Annotated in this window: 19 protein-coding genes; 9 read left to right on the top strand and 10 right to left on the bottom strand. The window is 58.4% G+C overall.

Annotated elements, in window-relative coordinates; genetic code table 11:
* Nucleotides 1–43: 43 nt before the first annotated feature.
* Complete coding sequence (locus AC2FJZ_RS13900; protein ID WP_496778288.1) at nt 44–1,219, bottom strand: acetyl-CoA C-acyltransferase family protein; 1,176 nt, start codon at nt 1,217–1,219, stop codon at nt 44–46.
* A gap of 113 nt (nt 1,220–1,332) precedes the next feature.
* On the opposite strand from AC2FJZ_RS13900, the gene AC2FJZ_RS13905 reads away from it, so the two are divergent.
* The 7 genes from AC2FJZ_RS13905 to AC2FJZ_RS13935 all read left to right on the top strand — a co-directional run bounded on the left by AC2FJZ_RS13905 (nt 1,333) and on the right by AC2FJZ_RS13935 (nt 7,714).
* Nucleotides 1,333–1,896, top strand: coding sequence for a helix-turn-helix domain-containing protein (locus AC2FJZ_RS13905; RefSeq protein ID WP_050605631.1), 564 nt, complete (start codon nt 1,333–1,335; stop codon nt 1,894–1,896).
* A 110-nt stretch (nt 1,897–2,006) separates the two neighbouring features.
* Nucleotides 2,007–3,194, top strand: a complete 1,188-nt coding sequence (locus AC2FJZ_RS13910) for a glycine C-acetyltransferase (protein WP_496778290.1) — start codon at nt 2,007–2,009, stop codon at nt 3,192–3,194.
* Entirely contained in the window at nt 3,191–4,141 is a 951-nt protein-coding gene (locus AC2FJZ_RS13915; protein WP_496778292.1) for a PLP-dependent cysteine synthase family protein, read from the top strand. The genes AC2FJZ_RS13910 and AC2FJZ_RS13915 overlap by 4 nt, the downstream gene beginning before the upstream one ends.
* 19 nt (nt 4,142–4,160) lie before the next feature.
* Entirely contained in the window at nt 4,161–5,189 is a 1,029-nt protein-coding gene (gene tdh / locus AC2FJZ_RS13920; protein WP_496778383.1) for an L-threonine 3-dehydrogenase, read from the top strand.
* A gap of 60 nt (nt 5,190–5,249) precedes the next feature.
* Entirely contained in the window at nt 5,250–6,131 is an 882-nt protein-coding gene (locus AC2FJZ_RS13925; RefSeq protein WP_496778294.1) for a tryptophan 2,3-dioxygenase, read from the top strand.
* A gap of 3 nt (nt 6,132–6,134) precedes the next feature.
* A complete protein-coding gene (locus AC2FJZ_RS13930; protein ID WP_496778296.1) occupies nt 6,135–6,962 on the top strand; it encodes an alpha/beta hydrolase in 828 nt (275 codons plus the stop codon).
* 275 nt (nt 6,963–7,237) lie between these two features.
* The gene (locus AC2FJZ_RS13935) at nt 7,238–7,714 is read left to right on the top strand and encodes a nucleoside deaminase (RefSeq protein WP_496778298.1); all 477 of its coding nucleotides are present in this window, start codon (nt 7,238–7,240) and stop codon (nt 7,712–7,714) included.
* Between the two features lie 252 nt (nt 7,715–7,966).
* Here AC2FJZ_RS13935 and infB read toward each other — a convergent pair whose 3' ends face one another.
* The 6 genes from infB to pip all read right to left on the bottom strand — a co-directional run bounded on the left by infB (nt 7,967) and on the right by pip (nt 15,273).
* Nucleotides 7,967–10,450 (bottom strand): translation initiation factor IF-2, encoded by a 2,484-nt coding sequence (gene infB / locus AC2FJZ_RS13940; RefSeq protein ID WP_050605562.1) that lies wholly within the window; start codon nt 10,448–10,450, stop codon nt 7,967–7,969.
* A gap of 8 nt (nt 10,451–10,458) precedes the next feature.
* Nucleotides 10,459–11,082 carry an RNA-binding protein gene (locus AC2FJZ_RS13945; RefSeq protein WP_496778300.1) on the bottom strand — a complete coding sequence of 208 codons (624 nt, stop codon included), beginning with the start codon at nt 11,080–11,082 and terminating at the stop codon, nt 10,459–10,461.
* Between the two features lie 27 nt (nt 11,083–11,109).
* Complete coding sequence (gene nusA / locus AC2FJZ_RS13950; RefSeq protein WP_496778302.1) at nt 11,110–12,729, bottom strand: transcription termination factor NusA; 1,620 nt, start codon at nt 12,727–12,729, stop codon at nt 11,110–11,112.
* Nucleotides 12,729–13,319, bottom strand: a complete 591-nt coding sequence (gene rimP / locus AC2FJZ_RS13955; protein ID WP_050605565.1) for a ribosome maturation factor RimP — start codon at nt 13,317–13,319, stop codon at nt 12,729–12,731. The genes nusA and rimP overlap by 1 nt, the downstream gene beginning before the upstream one ends.
* A 158-nt stretch (nt 13,320–13,477) precedes the next feature.
* On the bottom strand, nt 13,478–14,299 hold the full coding sequence (locus AC2FJZ_RS13960; protein WP_496778304.1) for an ABC transporter substrate-binding protein: 822 nt from the start codon (nt 14,297–14,299) through the stop codon (nt 13,478–13,480).
* A complete protein-coding gene (gene pip / locus AC2FJZ_RS13965) occupies nt 14,296–15,273 on the bottom strand; it encodes a prolyl aminopeptidase (protein WP_496778306.1) in 978 nt (325 codons plus the stop codon). The genes AC2FJZ_RS13960 and pip overlap by 4 nt, the downstream gene beginning before the upstream one ends.
* 48 nt (nt 15,274–15,321) lie before the next feature.
* Here pip and ubiG point away from each other — a divergent pair, with 48 nt between their 5' ends.
* The gene (gene ubiG / locus AC2FJZ_RS13970; protein ID WP_496778308.1) at nt 15,322–16,068 is read left to right on the top strand and encodes a bifunctional 2-polyprenyl-6-hydroxyphenol methylase/3-demethylubiquinol 3-O-methyltransferase UbiG; all 747 of its coding nucleotides are present in this window, start codon (nt 15,322–15,324) and stop codon (nt 16,066–16,068) included.
* 324 nt (nt 16,069–16,392) lie between these two features.
* Entirely contained in the window at nt 16,393–16,710 is a 318-nt protein-coding gene (locus AC2FJZ_RS13975) for a hypothetical protein (RefSeq protein ID WP_496778310.1), read from the top strand.
* Between the two features lie 60 nt (nt 16,711–16,770).
* On the opposite strand, the gene AC2FJZ_RS13980 is transcribed toward AC2FJZ_RS13975, so the two are convergent.
* Genes AC2FJZ_RS13980 through grxC form a run of 3 tightly spaced genes read right to left on the bottom strand, consistent with a single transcriptional unit; the run spans nt 16,771 to nt 18,314 of the window.
* Nucleotides 16,771–17,211 (bottom strand): MarR family winged helix-turn-helix transcriptional regulator, encoded by a 441-nt coding sequence (locus tag AC2FJZ_RS13980; protein WP_480783159.1) that lies wholly within the window; start codon nt 17,209–17,211, stop codon nt 16,771–16,773.
* A gap of 15 nt (nt 17,212–17,226) precedes the next feature.
* A complete protein-coding gene (locus tag AC2FJZ_RS13985; RefSeq protein WP_496778312.1) occupies nt 17,227–18,057 on the bottom strand; it encodes a carbon-nitrogen hydrolase family protein in 831 nt (276 codons plus the stop codon).
* On the bottom strand, nt 18,057–18,314 hold the full coding sequence (gene grxC / locus AC2FJZ_RS13990) for a glutaredoxin 3 (protein WP_050605571.1): 258 nt from the start codon (nt 18,312–18,314) through the stop codon (nt 18,057–18,059). Before grxC ends, AC2FJZ_RS13985 begins: the two co-directional genes overlap by 1 nt.
* Nucleotides 18,315–18,340 lie beyond the last annotated feature (26 nt).

An 18,340-nucleotide genomic window follows, 5' to 3' on the forward strand; every position in this document is an offset into this window, starting at 1 on the left:
CGCGGCGCGATGGGGGGCAGACGCCCCCCTCCCCCGGTCCGGCTCAGAGCCGCTCTATGGCAAGTGCAATCCCCTGACCACCGCCAATGCACATGGTGATCAAAGCTTTTGATCCACCCGTACGCTCCAACTCATACAGCGCTTTCAAGGTGATGATCGCGCCGGTTGCGCCAACCGGATGGCCGAGGGCAATGGCACCCCCATTCGGGTTCACCTTGGCGGCGTCCAGACCGAGTTCCTGATTCACAGCCAGTGCTTGTGCGGCAAAGGCTTCGTTGCTTTCGATCACATCGAAATCGCCAGCCGACAAACCCGTCTTCTTGAACAGGTTTTGAACAGCCGGGACCGGGCCAATACCCATAACCTCGGGCCGCACGCCGGCATGGGCATAGCCGATCACTCGTGCTTTTGGTTTCAGACCAGCTTTCTCTGCCGCGCTCGCCGTTGCCAGAACCATCGCCGCTGCACCGTCATTGATGCCCGACGCGTTCCCTGCCGTCACGCGCCCGTCTTTCTTGAATACCGGCCTCAAGCCTGCCAGCGCCTCTGCCGTCGTTGCTTTGGGGTGTTCATCGACCTTGAAATCGACCATGTCTCGCTTGACCTTGACCTGCACCGGCGCGATTTGGTTTTCGAAAAATCCCCCCTCAATCGCAGCAGCCGCACGGGTCTGGCTGGTCATGGCAAACTCATCCATCTGTTCACGGCTGATCTGGTGTTCATCCGCCACATTTTCGGCCGTGATACCCATATGCCCTGTGCCAAACGGGCAATTCAGCGCGCCCAGCATCATATCCAGCGAAGAAACGTCGCCCATCTTCGCGCCCCAACGCGCCTGAGGAACAATGTAAGGGCTACGCGACATGCTCTCGGCACCGCCCGCCACGGCAAACTCTGCGTCGCCCAGCATCAAGGACTGCACTGCGGATACGATAGCCTGAGCCCCGGAACCACACAGACGGTTTACGTTCATCGCCGGTGTACCGTTGGGAATACCCGCCTGCATCGCGGCCACACGCGACAAATACATGTCACGTGGTTCGGTGTTGATGACATGACCAAAGACAACACTGCCGATCTGCGCGCCTTCGACACCCGAGCGTTCAAGGGCCGCTTCCGTTGCAACAGTGGCCAGATCAATCGGAGCCGTTGAGGCCAAAGTGCCGCCAAATGTGCCGATGGCGGTACGCGCGCCATCCAGAATCACTACGTCAGTCATGTTTTCTCCTCCAAAACCCGCGCGCATTATGCACGTGCAGCATGATCTTCAAATTTGACTCACTGTCACGCCCGGAATTGACATTACGTTGCGCAACACGCATGGATTCCGTCATGACGGAAAATACAGACGATATCCTGAACCTTTTACCTGCACGCCTGAAAGAAGCGCGTCGGGCCAAAGGGCTATCCCTCGAGGCAGTTGCGAACCTCAGCGGCGTTTCCCGGTCCATGGTCAGCCAGATTGAGCGCGGAGAAAGCAGCCCTACGATCTCGACCCTGTGGAACCTGACCCGCGCCTTGCAGGTGGATTTTGCAGGTCTGTTGGAAGGCGCAAAAGCCAGTGACCAGATCGAGGTTCTGCGAACGTCTGAGGTCCCCAGCATCGATAATATGGGACAAAATTGCCGAATTCGCATCCTATCCCCGCCGGAAGAGGCCGGAGGGCACGAGGTCTACGATATTGAGTTTGAAGAAGGCGGAGCTTTGAACAGCCAGCCTCACGCCCGTGGCGCACGTGAACAACTGACGGTGCTGGAAGGCGCAGTCAGAGTCACGTCCGGCAGCGCCGTCTCGGACCTCAGCCAAGGAGACACCGCCCGCTATGCCGCAGACATTGCACATTCCATTTCCGCCAAAGGGCCCGCAAGAGTCTTCCTGATCGTGAAAAACGCCTGAAACTGGCAGATTTCCGCCTTCACGGAAAATTTTCCTCCATATTGTAATTCCCCTATTTGGGAAATTCATCCGCTATGTTAGATGTGCGACTCAGTTGAACGGAGGTCGCCATGGCAGATGCATTCATGTCCCACATCACGGACACACTCGCGCAGATCGAATCCGAAGGATTGTACAAGCGCGAACGAATGATCACCTCGCCTCAGGGCGGTGAGATTACGGTAGGCGAAAAACAGGTCATCAACCTGTGCGCCAATAACTATCTGGGTCTGGCCGATCACCCCGCGCTGATCGATGCCGCGACGAAGGCTATGGGTCCAAAAGGCTTTGGCATGGCCTCGGTTCGGTTCATCTGCGGCACGCAGGATATTCACCGCGACTTGGAACAGAAACTGGCGGCATTCCTGAACAAGGACGACACCATCCTTTTTGCTGCCTGTTTCGATGCCAATGGTGGTCTTTTTGAACCGCTGCTCGGGCCCGAAGATGCCATTATCTCGGACAGTCTGAACCATGCCTCGATCATCGACGGGGTACGCCTGTGCAAGGCCAAGCGCTATCGCTATCTGAACAATGACATGAACGACCTCGAAGCCTGGTTGAAACAGGCGCGCGAGGATGGCGCACGGCATATCATGATTGCGACCGACGGCGTATTTTCGATGGATGGCTATCTGGCCAATCTGCCGAAAGTCCGCGAGTTGGCTGACCAGTATGATGCAATTGTCATGGTCGATGACTGCCATGCCACCGGCTTTATGGGGCCAAACGGAGCAGGCACGCCGGATCACTTCGGCGTCGACGTGGACATTCTGACGGGCACTTTGGGCAAGGCACTTGGGGGGGCAATCGGCGGTTACATCGCCGGGCCGCAGCCAGTGATCGACCTGCTGCGGCAGCGGGCGCGGCCCTATCTGTTCTCGAATTCGCTGCCGCCCTCCATCGTCGCCGCCGGGCTGGAAGCGATCCGCCTGGTCGAAGAAGGTGCCATGCTGCGCGCCCAGTTGTTCGGAAACGCCAAATACTGGCGCGCCGGGTTGGAAAAGCTGGGCTTTGACCTGCTGCCCGGTGAGCACCCGATCATCCCGGTGATGCTGGGTGAGGCTGCGCTGGCACAGGAAATGGCATCACGATTGTTCGACGAGGGCGTTTACGTTTCAGGCTTCTTCTTTCCGGTCGTCCCACGCGGGCAAGCACGGATCAGAACGCAGATGAATGCGGCGCTCACAAAGGATGAACTGGATCGCGCCTTGGCGGCCTTTGGCAAGGTTGGCACGGAACTCGGGGTCATCGAATGATCCTGCCGTCGGTCATAGACGCAATCGGCAACACCCCAATGGTCGAGTTGTCGCGTCTGTGTGCCCGGCTAAATCTGAACGGGCGTATCGTCGCCAAGCTGGATTACTTGCTGCCCGGTTTCTCGAAGAAAGATCGGGCTGCAAGGTCCATCATCGAAATGGCCCGTGCGGATGGTACGCTTGCGCCGGGACAAACTGTGGTCGAGCTGACATCCGGCAACATGGGCACAGGGCTCGCGATTGTGTGTGGTATCCTCGGACACCCTTTCATCGCGGTCATGAGTGCCGGTAACTCAGTCGAGCGCGCGCGCATGATGCGAGCCCTTGGGGCACAAGTGATCATTGTGCCCCAAGCCCCCGGCAGCAAGCCAGGTGAAGTCTCGGGGGCTGATCTTGAACTGGTCGATGCCGAGGCGAAGCGTATCACAACCGAACGCAATGCGTTTCGCGCCGATCAATTCGGGCATGCAGGAAACCCCAAAGCCCATGAAACAGGAACCGGACCCGAGATTTGGGCGCAGTCCGAAGGTGCCGTCACCGCGTTTTGCGATTTTGCCGGATCCGGCGGCACGCTGGCGGGTGCCGCAAAGTTCCTAAACCGACATGGCGTGCGCTGCTATGCCGTTGAACCCGAAGGCGCACGGGCCCTCGCCGGTGAAAGGATTTCGACCCCCGACCACCCCATACAGGGTGGCGGATATGCCATGAGTGAACTGGTGCATATGAATGGCACCGCACTTGCCGGACATCTCGCTGTGTCCGGAGAGGCTGCGCGGGAATGTGCGCGACTTCTGGCCCGTACCGAAGGAATATTCGCCGGCTACTCGGCAGGTGCGAACCTTTCTGCCGCAATAGAGCTGCTTCGCGGCCCTGAAGAGGGCGGCTGCATCGCAACCGTCATGTGCGACAGCGGCTTGAAATACCTTTCGACCGATTTGTGGGAGTAACAAAATGCGACCCAACACGATGAAAGCACTGGAGAAATCCAAGCCCCGGGAAGGGCTGTGGATGGTTCAGGCCCCGGTTCCCGAAATTGGCGCAGAAGAGGTGCTGATCAAGATCAACAAGACTGGTATATGCGGCACCGATATCCATATCTGGAACTGGGATGATTGGGCTGCCGCCACTGTGCCGGTCCCGATGATCACGGGCCACGAATTCGCCGGAGAGATCGTGGAAATAGGGCGCAACGTAACCGGGTTTGAGATCGGCCAACGGTGTTCCGGAGAGGGTCATCTGATCACGACTGACAGTAGACAGAGCCGCGCAGGAAAGTTCCACCTCGACCCCGGCACGCGCGGGATAGGCGTGAACGAACAGGGGGCTTTTGCACAATATCTGAAACTTCCCGCCTTCAACGTTGTGCCTCTGCCGGATGACGTGCCGGATGAAATCGGTGCCATCCTCGACCCTTTGGGCAATGCTGTTCATACGGCGCTGAGTTTCGATCTGCTTGGCGAAGATGTTCTGATCACCGGCGCTGGACCGATTGGTATCATGGCCGCAGCCGTCGCCCGTCATGCAGGCGCGCGTCACGTGGTGATCACCGACATCAACCCCGACCGTCTGAAACTGGCCGAGCATGTGGTGCCAACCGTCCGCACTGTCGACGTGTCCAAGGAAGATTTGCAAGATGTCGTCACAGAATTGGGCATGAAGGAAGGCTTTGACGTTGGTCTGGAAATGTCTGGTTCTCAAGCGGCGCTGGACCAGATGGTTGAGGCATTGGTGATGGGTGGGAAAATCGCTTTGCTGGGGATTCCGCCGGGTAGATCTCCGGTCGATTGGTCGCGCATCGTGTTCAAGGCCATCACCATCAAGGGTGTCTACGGGCGTGAAATGTTCGAGACCTGGTACAAGATGATCGCCATGTTGCAAAACGGGCTGGATGTATCCCGTGTGATCACGCACCGAGTCAAGGTCGATGAATTCGCTCAAGGCTTTGCAGCTATGAAATCCGGGCAGTCCGGCAAGGTTGTTTTGGATTGGACCTAAGGCTCTGGAACTGCGCGGGATTTGACCCTAAACAGAGGTAAACCCGCGTTGGAGGAGCATATGGGCGACAAGGATGACAGGTTTCTGGAACGCGGGATCGAGGACTCGCTGGTCACTGACTTCGCGCAGACCCATCGCAAAAGCTATGGTGATTTCCTTCAGCTCAAAACGCTGCTGAACCTGCAAAAGACCTTTCAGGACCCCGCGCACCCCGATGAGATGCTGTTCATCATCATCCATCAGGTCAGTGAGCTGTGGCTGAAACTGATGCATCACCAACTGGTCGAAGTGCGCCGGTTTCTGCAGCAGGATGAGTTTGGCCCGGCCATGAAGAACCTGGATCGGATCAAGGCGATCCAGAGACAGTTGATCGCGGCCTGGGAAACCCTGCTGACCATGACGCCCGCCGATTACATGACGTTCCGGCAAGCTTTGGGCAACTCTTCGGGATTTCAGAGCTATGGGTATCGGCAAATCGAGTTCATTCTGGGCAACAAGGATCCTTCGACCCTGAAAGTGCACCAGCATGACCCCGAGGTGATGGAGATGCTGAATGCCGCCCTAACCAAACCGTCGCTTTATGACGAAGTGCTGCATATGCTGGCCCGTCAGGGATTCGATATGCCCGCGGAACTGATCGAACGCGACTATGCCCAGCCTTACTCTGGTGATCCACGCGTGGTGCAGATCTGGGTCGAAGTGTTCCGCAATACGGACAAGTACTGGGATCTGTATGCACTGGCTGAAAAACTGATGGACGTGGAAAGCCTGTTTCAGCGTTGGCGCTTTGACCACGCCACAGCCGTTGAACGCGTGATCGGGATGCAACCGGGTACCGGGGGGTCCAGCGGCGTCGCCTTTTTGCGCAAAGCACTTGAACTGCGATTTTTCCACGACCTCTATGATATGCGCACCGAACTTATGTATAGCGAGCAGGGCTGAAACATGCTGTATCGTGGTTTTTCGCAAACCGAGCTGGAACAGGAATATTCCCCAAGCACGATGATCGGCGGCGACCTGTCACCTTATCTTGCAAGCTATCAGGCGCTGAGCGCGCAGGCGCGGTCAGAGTTTCCCGTGCAGGAAAAGCTGGCTTATGGCGACAGCCCGAACCAGGTTCTGGATTACTTTCCAGCAAAAGGGGCAGGCGCACCGCTGCATGTCTTCATTCACGGCGGCTATTGGCAGGCGCTCAGCCAACGCGAGTCGGCGATGATGGCCCCGGTGCTGATTGAGGCAGAACACTCATTTGCAACCCTGAACTACACACTCGCCCCGGACGCGCGGATCGGCGAGATGATCGAGGAATGCCGTGACGCGCTGTTGTGGCTGGCGGCTCAGGCCGGAACGCTTGGGTTCGATCCCTCGAGGATCACCTTGTCAGGGCACAGTGCCGGAGCGCACCTGGCGGCGATGATCATGGCGACCTCGTCTGACGCGCTGGCCAAAGCAGGGCTGCGGATTCGGGATGTGATTCTAATCAGCGGTATTTACGATCTGGAGCCTATAAGCCTGATGTCTGTAAACGACCCGCTGCAATTGACACCGGTTGAAGTGAACGACCTCTCGCCCATTCGAAACCTGCCCCGACCCGGGCCACGCTATTACGTGACAGTGGCCGAACGGGACACTCCCGAGTTCATCCGCCAAAGCCGCGACTATGCGGAACGGCTGCGCAAGGCCGGGCATTCCGTCAGCTTCGATCTGAAAAAAGGGATGCAGCATTTTGATATCATCATGCATTCAGAAACGTTTCTGCCCACATCTCGCTAGTCACACGTGTTGGACGTCTGTCAAATCTGACCTTTGCTTCTAAATCGGAAGCAACCACCACGAATCGGAAAATTGTGGCTGAAACAAGATGGTCCGGTTCGAGCCCGTAGCAGACGCTCTCTTCAGACCGTGCTATCATTCTGGTGAAGAGGTTTTCAGTCGATGAACACTCCATCGGGCTGACCATTTAGACCCACTCGCAATCGCGTTGGGTTCAATGTTGCCAACACGAGCGGAAATCTACGCTGGTGCTCCTCAACACACGGGAATCTGACATGAAAGAAAGAGACCTCAAGCATTTACGCGAAACCATCAGGATAGCGCGGGAAAGCCGTGAGGCTGGCAATCATCCCTTTGGTTCGACTCTGGTCGGTCCAAACGGAGAGATTCTTATCCGTACCGGCAATAGCTATCGAAAGGACAAGGGTGTCGGCCATGCTGAATTGAATGTCGCCCGGCAGGCGAGTCGTCTCTATGATCCTGAATTCCTCGAAAAATGCACGCTATACACCTCTGTAGAACCTTGCTGCATGTGCGCGGGAGCCTGTTACTGGGCCGGAATCGGCACGGTCGTCTACGGCATGACCGAAAAGCGCCTGGCGGTATTGACGGGCGACAATCCGGAAAACTTAACGCTGAATCTGTCCTGCGAGACCGTCTTCAGCGCAGGCCAACGTACCGTCGAAACCCGTGGTCCCTACAGCGAAATTGAGGACGAAGTCGCCAAGGGTCACCGAGGTTTTTGGCAATAGAGTCGGCAGTCTGGACCGAAAGAGAGGGATTGGCGGGGATTCGAAAAACGGATCGACCCTTTACGATGGCCGCTGTGTCCCTCAGAGCGGACACTAGGTTAGACGACTGGGCGTTTAAGCCAGGATTGTAAGGTGCTTGGTACTGACGAAGCCCAGAAATACGCAGGCTTACGATCGAGTTTTCGCAACCTTCAAAATAAAAAACAGCGACCCAATCGAGCCGCTGTTTTCAATCACTAATCCCGAACCACATCAGTCCAGCGTCCGGGTGACCTCTTCGCGTTCGAAGATTTCGATCACGTCGCCCTGGCGGATATCGTCGTAGTTCTCGAACGCCATACCGCATTCCTGACCCGACTGAACCTCGGCCACTTCGTCCTTGAAGCGCTTGAGTGTCTTCAGCGTGCCTTCGTGGATCACCACGTTGTCGCGCAGCAGGCGGACGCCTGCGGAACGGCGGGCAACGCCTTCGGTGACCAGACAGCCGGCAACCTTGCCAACACCGGTAACCTTGAAGACTTCGCGAATCTCGGCATACCCGATGAACTTCTCGCGGATTTCGGCGCTCAGCAGACCGGATGCAGCGGCTTTCACGTCATCCACAAGGTCATAGATCACCGAGTAATAACGAATCTCGACACCCTTCTGGTTCGCGGTGTTCCGCGCCGACGCATTGGCACGCACGTTGAAGCCAAGGATCGGCGCACCGGATGCTTCGGCCAGGCCGACATCGGTTTCGGTAATTGCACCTACGCCCGAGTGCAGCACGCGCACGCGCACTTCGTCGTTGCCGATCTTCTCCATCGCCTGAACGATGGCCTCAGCCGAGCCTTGAACGTCTGCTTTCATCAGAATTGGCAGTTCGTCGACATTCTCGTCTTCCTTGGCCTTCTGCATCAGTTGCTCAAGGGTGGTCGCGGCACCGGCGGCGGCGCGTTTGTCCTTGGCGGCTTGCTCGCGGTACTCGGCGATCTCACGAGCTTGTGCTTCGGTCTCGGTCACGTTCAGAACGTCACCAGCCTCTGGCGTGCCGTTCAGACCCAGAACCTCGACCGGGACCGATGGGCCAGCTTCCTTGACGCGGTCACCCTTGTCATTGATCAGCGCGCGGACCTTACCGTATTGCTCACCCACGACGAAGATATCGCCCTGGCGCAGCGTGCCGTTCTGAACCAGAACGGTGGCCACGGGGCCACGGCCCACATCCAGCTGCGCCTCAATCACGGCCCCTTGGGCGGCGCGATTCGGGTTGGCTTTCAGCTCCAGAATCTCTGATTGCAGCGCGATGGCTTCCAGCAGTTCGTCCAGACCCTGACCGGTGATGGCGGACACTTCAACGTCCTGAACCTCACCCGACATTTTCTCAACTATCACTTCGTGTTGTAGCAGATCGGTGCGCACCTTGTCCGGGTTCGCACCAGGCTTGTCGACCTTGTTGATCGCCACGATCATCGGCACTTCAGCCGCTTTGGCGTGATTGATCGCCTCGATCGTCTGCGGCATCACCGCGTCGTCGGCAGCGACAACTAAAACCACGATATCCGTCACCTGAGCCCCGCGCGAACGCATCGAGGTAAAGGCCGCGTGGCCCGGTGTATCCAGGAAGGTCAGCGTTGTGCCACCATCGGTTTTCACCTGATAGGCGCCGATATGCTGAGTAATGCCGCCAGCTTCGCCCGCCACGACACGTGCGTCGCGGATTGCATCCAGAAGCGAGGTCTTACCGTGGTCGACGTGACCCATGATGGTGATGACCGGAGGACGCGGCTTCAGATCAGCATCGTCGTCTTCGACTTCTTTGATGACGTCCTCGACATCCGAATCAGAGACACGGGTCACCTTGTGGCCAAATTCTTCGATGATCAACTCAGCCGTGTCGGCATCGATGGTTTGGTTCTGCGTTACCATCATGCCCATGTTCATCAGCGATTTGACAACATCGGCCACGCGCTCGGCCATACGGTTCGCCAACTCGGAGACCGTAATGGCCTCGGGCAACTGAACGTCACGAATAACCTTTTCCCGCTCAACCGCGCCGCCCATGGCTTTCTGGCGCGCACGCTCTTGCTTGCGCTTCATCGCAGCCATTGAGCGTTGGCGGTTGCCTTCGCCACCGGTGGCCTGACCCAGTGTCAGCTTGCCGGACCGACGGTTGTCATCACGGCCTTTACCACGATTGCCGCGTTGCTCACGCTCGCGATCGTTTTTCCGAGGCGTTGCAGCCGGTGCAGGCTTGTTGGCCGGGCTGCGGGGTGCAGCGGCCTTGGGCTCTGCCGGGGCAGCAGGCGCAGCAGCGCGTTGGGCAGCAATTTCAGCCTCTTTGCGCTTGCGTTCTTCTTCTTCGGCCTTGGCGCGGGCACGTTCTTCGGCTTCACGCTGTTCGCGTTCCTTGGCTTCCTGTTCCGCACGGCGGCGGGCGCGCTCTTCTTCGCGCGCTTTTTCAGCGGCTTCGCGGGCGGCGGCCTCTTCAGCCTCGCGCGCCTTGGCTGCTTGCAGCGCTTTCATGCGGCGCGCCATTTCCGCGTCGGAAATACCCGCAGGGCGACGCGACGGATCACCCGAAGGTGCAGCACCGCCACCCGGCTTTGCCGCGCCCGGCTTGGGGACCACCACGCGCTTGCGTTTGGTTTCCACCACGACATTCTTGGTGCGTCCGTGGCTGAAACTCTGTTTCACATTTCCGGGGCGTGCCCCGCCACGAAGACCCAATGTCTTTTTGCCGTCACTATCGCTCATAAAGCTTCTTACCCTTCCGTGCGGCCCTTGCCGCCGTCATCCGTTTCGCGCAAGCCACGCAGGCGCTGCGCTTCCTCTACAACACGTTTGGCGAGTCCGCCAGAGGCCAAGGCCGCATGAATCACCGTTTGGCGCCCAAATGCCTGCCCTAATTCGTCTGCCGTCAGCCAACCGATGTATTTTCCGAAGTGCGGCGTGCTGAGTTTGGACTTGCCGCGCCCCGATCCATCAATGGCCTGAAGCAGCACTTGCGCCTCTTCCCGGTCCAGCCACGTCTTAACCTTTTCATACCCGGCAACTGCATCGCCGGACTTGCGCGCCAGGCTGAGCAACTCAACCACACGGCGCGCGATCTGCTTTTCGACCTCTTCGGTCAGGTCCTGTGGCACACTCACCTGCGCCTTGAACCCGCGCGCGAACAACTTCTTGCCAATGGCCTTGTCCAACGCGGCGCGATCTGCCGCCACATAGACCCCGCGTCCCGGCAATTTCGCCGCGACATCGGGAAAGACCTGACCATCCGGCCCCATCACAAAGCGGATCAACCCATATTTGGGCTGGACCTCGCCCGTGGCGATGCACTTGCGTTCAGGTCCTTCAGACCGATCCTTATGGACGCCACCGCGACCCATACGCGCCACCCCACCCGAGGCCCGAAATCAGGCCCCGACCTCCTCGTCTTCTACGTCGCCGTCAACATCCTCTTCCGCCTGCTCCAGCTCGGCCGGATCAACCCAGCCCAACATGATGCGCGCGGTCATGACCAGATCCTGTGCCTCTTCCAGCGTCATGCTAAAAGGCTCCAGCACACCGTCATCCTTGATGCGTTCGCCATCGACTGTCGTCCAGCCACCAGCCAGTTCCCAGTCCGCGCAGGTTGCGAAGTCTTCCAAGGTCTTCACATCGTCCTTGGCCAACGCCTCTACCATCTGGGGCGTCAGACCTTCAAATTCAATAAGACTGTCCTCGGCACCCAATGCACGTGCAGCATCCAAAGCTGCCTTGGCCTGTGCTTCCAGGAATTCACGCGCGCGTGTCTGAAGCTCCTGCGCGGTACCTTCGTCAACACCGTCGATGACCAACAGTTCATCGATTTCGACATAGGCAACTTCTTCGAGGTTGGTGAACCCTTCGGAAACCAGCAGCTGTGCAAAGAATTCGTCCAGGTCCAGGCTGTCCATGAACAGCTTGGTGCGGGCCTCGAATTCCTTCTGACGACGCGCCGATTCTTCGGCTTCGGTCATGATGTCGATGTCCAGATTGGTCAGCTGGCTGGCCAGACGCACGTTCTGACCGCGGCGACCAATTGCCAGCGACAGCTGCTCTTCGGGGACAACAACTTCGATTTTGCCGGCTTCTTCGTCCAGAACCACCTTGGAGACCTCAGCGGGCTGTAGCGCGTTCACCAGGAAGGTCGGCTGATCTTCGTTCCACGGGATGATATCGATTTTCTCGCCCTGCAGCTCGTTCACAACGGCCTGCACGCGGCTACCGCGCATACCAACACAGGCCCCGACAGGGTCGATCGATCCGTCATAGGAAATCACAGCGATTTTGGCGCGTGAACCGGGGTCACGGGCCACTGCTTTGACCTCGATGATGCCATCATAGATTTCCGGCACTTCCATCTTGAACAGCTCGGCCATAAATTCGGGCGCGGTGCGCGACAGGAAGATCTGGTGGCCACGAACCTCGCGGCGGACTTCCTTGATATACGCACGCACACGGTCATTCGGGCGATAGCTTTCGCGACCGATCTTGTCGTTGCGGCGCAGAACGGCTTCGGCCCCGCCCAGATCGACTATGACGTTGCCAAATTCCTCGCGCTTGACGGCACCGTTGATGATGGTACCTGCGCGATCCTTGAATTCTTCGTACTGGCGATCCCGCTCGGCTTCGCGGACCTTCTGCAGGATAACCTGCTTGGCGGACTGAGCGGCGATTCGGCCCATTTCGACCGGGGGAACTTCTTCAACATAGACGTTTCCGACTTCGGGCGCTTCCATGTACTGACGCGCCTGCTCGACGGTCATCTCGGCCTGATAGTTTTCCAGCTCTTCATCCTCAACCACGGTGCGGACGCGGGTGAAGGTCGCCTTTCCGGTTTTGCGGTCGATGCTGACACGGATGTCCATTTCCGCGCCGTAACGGCTCTTGGCGGCACGGGCGAGCGATTCCTCCATCGCTTCGACGACCAGACCGGGGTCGATCATCTTTTCGCGGGCCACGGCCTCGGCGGTCTGCAGCAGCTCCAGCTGGTTGGCTGAGGTGATTGCCATCAGTTCGTCTCCTCTTCGGACCCTTCGGTCTCAATCTCGTCGAAAGCGTTTTCGTTCAGGGCGCCCGCGTCTTTGCGCTGGCGCAGCATTTCCTTGATCAGATCATCGGTCAGGACCAGCTTGGCATCGCTGAGCCAGTCAAATTGCAGACCGATGGTGATCGTTTCATCTCCCTCGGGGATGTTGATCAGAACCTCGTCCCCTTCGATCCCAGCCAATTCACCCTTGAACCGGCGGCGGCCGTCGATCATTTCGGCGGTCTCAACCTTGGCCTCATAGCCTTCGAACGCCTCGAAGTCCTTCAGACGAGTCAAAGGACGGTCGATACCAGGGCTGGACACCTCAAGCGTATAGGCGTCGAGGATCGGGTCCTCGACGTCCAGCGTGGCGCTGACCGCGTTCGAGATTTCCGCGCAGTCATCAACTTCGATACCGCCGTCGGGCTTGTCAGCCATGATCTGCATGGTGGTCTGCTTGCCGCTCATCAGGCGGATACGGACGAGCTCGTACCCCAGATCCTCGATCACGGGGGTTATGATCTCGGCCAGTCGCCGGTCAATGGCAGCCTTGGCTATCAGGTCGTTTGTCATCTGGTGCTCTACCCTTCAATCGGGCACAAAAAAACGGGCGCGCGGCCCGTCGAATTTTCCGGTGGAGCCTTGAACCAGAAGTCCAACGCGCCGCTGTTGAAACTGCATATACGCAGGATGGTCCGAGTCTGCAACCCCTGGCGGGTTCACAATCGGATTTACGCCATCCACCACCGTTCGGCGATACGGCCGTCGTCCAAAGCCGAGGGCCCTGCGATCTGACGTGGCATCCCGACAGCGCCAGCCACGGCAAGGGCCATGTCCGCCTCAGACGGATGGAACCGCAGACCGCGCACGTCCTGCATTTCGGCCCTGTCCGGCAACGCCGCAACGTCGACATAGCCGTCGCGCAGTGCTTCGGCCCGCACCCTGGCATCCGGAATTACGATAACTTCAATCGCATCGACCCACCCGGCCTGACCATCCTTGTAATGTCCTGCCACTCGACGTCCGAGGAAGTGTCGCCCGTCCTCGGCCCGTTCGACGCGGTAACACCCGGTGCCATTGGCGGCGTGCAACGGCGAAACAGTTTGACCTATGCGCGTGATGACAAACCGACTGTCTGCCAACATGAAGGGCAGGCCCGGATTGGCCTGAGCCAGCTCCAATCGCAGGCGATTGGGGGCCAGAACCTCGGCGCGACCAACGTCCGCCAAAACCGCCAGAATGTCCGTAACCTCCAACGGTTCTCCGTCGTGGAAGACCGCATCATCGCGCAGATCAAATGACCAGACCCGTGCTTCGGCATCGGTCTGCCACCCCGTTGCAAGCTCGCCCCGCAGCGTTCCGTCGGGCGCGATCTCGGTCAAGTTATCGAAGACAGCCCCGCGCGCCACCTGTTCCAGACTGTCGTCGCGGGGAACGGCCAGACGCAAAGTCCCGCCCTTTTTGGGCGTATCCGCCAAGGACGCGCCCGTCGCCGCCAACAGCGCCGCAGCAGCACCAGAGGCAAACAGAGCACGGCGGTCAATCCGGGTCATGCCACACCCTCCGCCACGCGATCCATGATGCGCACAAGCTCGGCGCTGATGCCGGGTTCAGACAACGCATGGCCCGCCTGCCGGACCATCTTCAACTCGGCATTTGGCCAGCGTTCGGCCAGGTTCCAGGCGGCCTGAGGCGGGCAGATCATGTCGTACCGCCCCTGTACGATGTTGCCGGGAATGTGCGCGATCCGGTCCATCTGTTCCAGAATTTGCCCATCCGTTTCCAGGAAGGCTCTGTTGATGAAATAGTGATTCTCGAGCCGCGCAAAAGTTCGGGCGTATTCGCCCGGGCTTTCACCAACCGCCCCGTTGGTATGGATCGAGGCCAGCGCATTTTCCCAATGCGACCATGCCCGCGCATACAGAATTTCGGTCGCCCGATCGCCCGAAAACAGACGCTTGTTGTATGCGGCGATGGTATCGTCCAGCTCTCCATCGGGTAGCAGAGCGGTGAATTTCTGCCAGAGCTCGGGCCAGAACCGGCCAGCTCCGCCGCCATAGAACCAATCCAGCTCGGCCTGCGTGGCCAGAAACACACCGCGCAGCACCAAACGACTGACCCGGTCAGGATGCGTCTGTGCATAGATCAGCGCCAGTGTCGCCCCCCAGCTGCCGCCAAACACGATCCACTCATCAATTTCGAACAAGTCGCGCAGACGCTCGATATCGGCGACAAGATGCCACGTCGTATTGTTTTCGACCGACGCCGTGGGTCTGGACCGACCACATCCGCGCTGATCAAACAGAATCACCCTGAAAGTGCGCGGATCGAAATAACGCCGCATCGCAGGGCTGCAGCCGCCACCCGGGCCCCCATGCAGGATGACAATCGGTATCCCATCGGGATTGCCGCATTGTTCCACATAAATACGGTGTCCATCGCCCATATCGACCACCCGCTGATCGAAAGGATCGATCGGCGGGTACAGATATTGAACTGCGCGCTTTTGGTCCGGGTACTTGTCCATTATGGCCCTATATAGTCCTTAAGCGTAAAAGAGCACACGGAGACAGGAATGCAAGCGCATCCGAACACGGTGGACCCATCCGAGATCGCAAAATTCGAGGCGATGGCGGCAGAATGGTGGGATCCCCATGGGAAATTCAAACCCCTGCACATGCTGAATCCGTGCCGTCTGGATTATATCACACAGCAGATTGCCGGAGAATTTGATCGCGATCTGAAGGCGCCGAACCCGTTCGAGGGCCTGCGCCTGCTGGATATCGGCTGCGGCGGCGGCTTGCTGAGCGAACCGATGGCCCGTTCAGGGGCCGAGGTCGTGGGTGCTGACGCTGCTGAAGGCAATCTACCTGTGGCGCGTATCCATGCGGAGCAATCCGGGCTTGAGATCGACTACCGCCACACCACGGCCGAGGACATGACTGCCGCAGGCGAGCAATTCGACGTGGTGCTGAACATGGAGGTCGTCGAGCATGTAGCCGATCCTTTAGGCTTCCTGACAGCGTCGCAGCTGCTGCTGAAACCCGGCGGGTTGTTGCTCTGCTCGACTATCAACCGCAACCCGAAATCCTATGCGATGGCGATTTTCGGGGCCGAGGTCGTCATGCGCTGGCTGCCACGCGGCACGCATGAGTGGAACAAGTTCATCACGCCGGATGAATTGTTCGACCTGCTGCGTCAGGCTGGGATGGACCCGGTGGACCGTAAGGGGTTCGTGTTCAACCCGATCCTCTGGAGCTGGTCGATCTCGGAACGGGATTTGAGCGTGAATTATGTGACGGCGAGTGTGAAACCGGGGTGAGCTAGAGTATCAAATAAGCTTAGGGCGGGTGCTCGAACTCTTATCATCAATTGAGTGACCTTAGCCCTGAGTCCGACAGAATCTAATCAAGATTTGACCCAAATCATTACCCAAATGAAGTCTCGCATTGATTTATTGCACTGAAGTGCACTCACGAGGAAACCGATGAAACTACCCCGACTAATTGTTGTCTTGTCAGCAATTGCGCTTTTGGGCGCATGCGCTTCTTCAACCACGACACGACTTGCTCAGAACATTGTCCGAATCGACGTAAGCACGGCTCCCGCTTGAGGCTCATCCGGTGCACGAAAACTTGTCTCCAGAATGGCTGCAGTTGAGACAATCCGTTTGGGCTACGACAAGTACTTAATTGCTGCGATGGATGCCGAGAATAATGTTCGCGTTGTCGGCGCGAACTATAATACAACCGGGACGTTGAACACTTATGGAAATACTGGCAGTTACACAGGATACACGACTGCGACGCCGATCTACGGTGGCACGCAAGATGCGGCTATTGTGGCTATGATGTTCAAACAACAAGATCCTGAAGCCAAGAACGCAATCGATGCGAGAACTACATTAGGAGCAAATTGGGCCGAAGTTGTTGCGAAGGGCACCCCAAACACTTGCCTTCAGTGATCAATAGAAAAGGCTGATAGGAAAAGCTTTGGCGGTGAACGCCGCCCAAGACTCTTGCCGCTACTCCCCCTCCAACTGCAACCGCAAATCCCGCAGCACGGGCAGCGTGCTGCGAACCCGCTCCAGCCCAAGCTCTCCCACCACGCGGTTGATCAAGGGCGCAATCGACGCAATCGCCTGATCGCGGGCACGGCGACCGGCGGGGCTGATCGCGACCATCTTGCGGCGGGCATCATCCCAATCAGGGCGGATGTGGATGTATCCGGCCCATTCCAGCTTGGCCAAAGTGTTGGTCATCGCACCTCGGGTCACGTGAAACGTGTTGGCCAGCTGCGCCGGGCTGCGCTCGTCGCCAACGAACACCAAATGGTTCAGCACCGAGAAATGCGAGATTTCCATGCCCTTGGGCAGCACCCGGCTCAGCCGGTTGCGCAATAACTGGTCTGCAGTCAGAATCTCGCTGAACAGCGTGACCGCCAAGGCATTCTTTTCGTCCGTCATAAGTCCGGTTCTGGATCAGGGCCCGTCAAAGGGCCGCACATGCGTCAATGAGGGCACGCGACGGCGTGCCTCTGTCACAGAACTATCATCCAAATCGAAAATGTGAATGCCCGGATCGGTACCTGCGTCGATCAGCACCTCTCCCCACGGGGCGATAACCATGCTGTGACCATGAGTATATCGTGTTTTTCCGCCCGTCTTCGGGTGTTCTCCGGTCTGGGTCGGAGCCAGCACCCAACACCCGGTTTCGATGGCGCGGGCGCGCAGCAGCGATTCCCAATGCGCGGCACCGGTCACGGGCGAAAACGCCGCGGGAACCGTCAGGATGCGCGCCCCGGACTGCGCCAACGCAGCGTGCAGATGGGGGAACCGGATGTCATAGCAGATGGTCAGGCCGACCTTGCCGAAATCGGTCTCGGCAATCACGGCTTTCTCGCCCGGGCGGTAGTTCTTCGATTCGCGGAAGGTCTCGGATTCGGAAACCGCAACGTCGAACATATGAATCTTGTCGTATCGTGCCACGACTTGTCCCTGCGGGTCGATCATGAAGCACCGATTTGCAAAACGGCCATCCGCATCATGGGTTTTGATCCCCAGCGAACCGATCAGAAGCCACACACCCAGTTTGGCGGCCTCTTCGCGCAAGCCCGCCAGAGTGATGTCGTCTTCTTCATGCTGCAGAACTTCGTGCTGCCGTGTGGTGCTGGTCGAAACGCAGTTCGTGACCTCGGGGGTCAGGATGAACCGCGCGCCTTGTGCGGCCGCCTCGGCCATCATGACGCGCACCATATCCAGATTCTCTGCCGGATCATCCGACGAGGTGATCTGCAGCAGCGCAGTCTTCATCAGGCCGCCAGTAGCCGGTCGAGCTTGCCCTGACGTTCCAGTTCGTACAGATCGTCACAGCCACCCACATGCTGCGTGCCGATAAAGATCTGCGGCACGGTGCGCTTGCCACCTGCCCGCTGGATCATCTCGGGTTTGCGTTTGGGGTGCATCAGTACGTCGACTTCTTTGAATTCAACGCCTTTTTGCTTCAGCAGACGTTTGGCCGCATGGCAAAAACCGCATAGCGGCGAGGTGTAGATTTCTACCGGCTTCATTTTCCGTTCCCTTTGGAATTCACGCA

The organism is Ruegeria sp. CDSA079 (assembly GCF_059612245.1).

What these genes read in the sequence shown, in the direction of transcription:
- AC2FJZ_RS13900 (WP_496778288.1), bottom strand. Translation starts at nt 1,219, where the DNA reads ATGACTGACGTAGTGATTCTGGATGGCGCGCGTACCGCCATCGGCACA.
- AC2FJZ_RS13905 (WP_050605631.1), top strand. Translation starts at nt 1,333, where the DNA reads ATGACGGAAAATACAGACGATATCCTGAACCTTTTACCTGCACGCCTG.
- AC2FJZ_RS13910 (WP_496778290.1), top strand. Translation starts at nt 2,007, where the DNA reads ATGGCAGATGCATTCATGTCCCACATCACGGACACACTCGCGCAGATC.
- AC2FJZ_RS13915 (WP_496778292.1), top strand. Translation starts at nt 3,191, where the DNA reads ATGATCCTGCCGTCGGTCATAGACGCAATCGGCAACACCCCAATGGTC.
- tdh (WP_496778383.1), top strand. Translation starts at nt 4,161, where the DNA reads ATGAAAGCACTGGAGAAATCCAAGCCCCGGGAAGGGCTGTGGATGGTT.
- AC2FJZ_RS13925 (WP_496778294.1), top strand. Translation starts at nt 5,250, where the DNA reads ATGGGCGACAAGGATGACAGGTTTCTGGAACGCGGGATCGAGGACTCG.
- AC2FJZ_RS13930 (WP_496778296.1), top strand. Translation starts at nt 6,135, where the DNA reads ATGCTGTATCGTGGTTTTTCGCAAACCGAGCTGGAACAGGAATATTCC.
- AC2FJZ_RS13935 (WP_496778298.1), top strand. Translation starts at nt 7,238, where the DNA reads ATGAAAGAAAGAGACCTCAAGCATTTACGCGAAACCATCAGGATAGCG.
- infB (WP_050605562.1), bottom strand. Translation starts at nt 10,450, where the DNA reads ATGAGCGATAGTGACGGCAAAAAGACATTGGGTCTTCGTGGCGGGGCA.
- AC2FJZ_RS13945 (WP_496778300.1), bottom strand. Translation starts at nt 11,082, where the DNA reads ATGGGTCGCGGTGGCGTCCATAAGGATCGGTCTGAAGGACCTGAACGC.
- nusA (WP_496778302.1), bottom strand. Translation starts at nt 12,729, where the DNA reads ATGGCAATCACCTCAGCCAACCAGCTGGAGCTGCTGCAGACCGCCGAG.
- rimP (WP_050605565.1), bottom strand. Translation starts at nt 13,319, where the DNA reads ATGACAAACGACCTGATAGCCAAGGCTGCCATTGACCGGCGACTGGCC.
- AC2FJZ_RS13960 (WP_496778304.1), bottom strand. Translation starts at nt 14,299, where the DNA reads ATGACCCGGATTGACCGCCGTGCTCTGTTTGCCTCTGGTGCTGCTGCG.
- pip (WP_496778306.1), bottom strand. Translation starts at nt 15,273, where the DNA reads ATGGACAAGTACCCGGACCAAAAGCGCGCAGTTCAATATCTGTACCCG.
- ubiG (WP_496778308.1), top strand. Translation starts at nt 15,322, where the DNA reads ATGCAAGCGCATCCGAACACGGTGGACCCATCCGAGATCGCAAAATTC.
- AC2FJZ_RS13975 (WP_496778310.1), top strand. Translation starts at nt 16,393, where the DNA reads ATGGCTGCAGTTGAGACAATCCGTTTGGGCTACGACAAGTACTTAATT.
- AC2FJZ_RS13980 (WP_480783159.1), bottom strand. Translation starts at nt 17,211, where the DNA reads ATGACGGACGAAAAGAATGCCTTGGCGGTCACGCTGTTCAGCGAGATT.
- AC2FJZ_RS13985 (WP_496778312.1), bottom strand. Translation starts at nt 18,057, where the DNA reads ATGAAGACTGCGCTGCTGCAGATCACCTCGTCGGATGATCCGGCAGAG.
- grxC (WP_050605571.1), bottom strand. Translation starts at nt 18,314, where the DNA reads ATGAAGCCGGTAGAAATCTACACCTCGCCGCTATGCGGTTTTTGCCAT.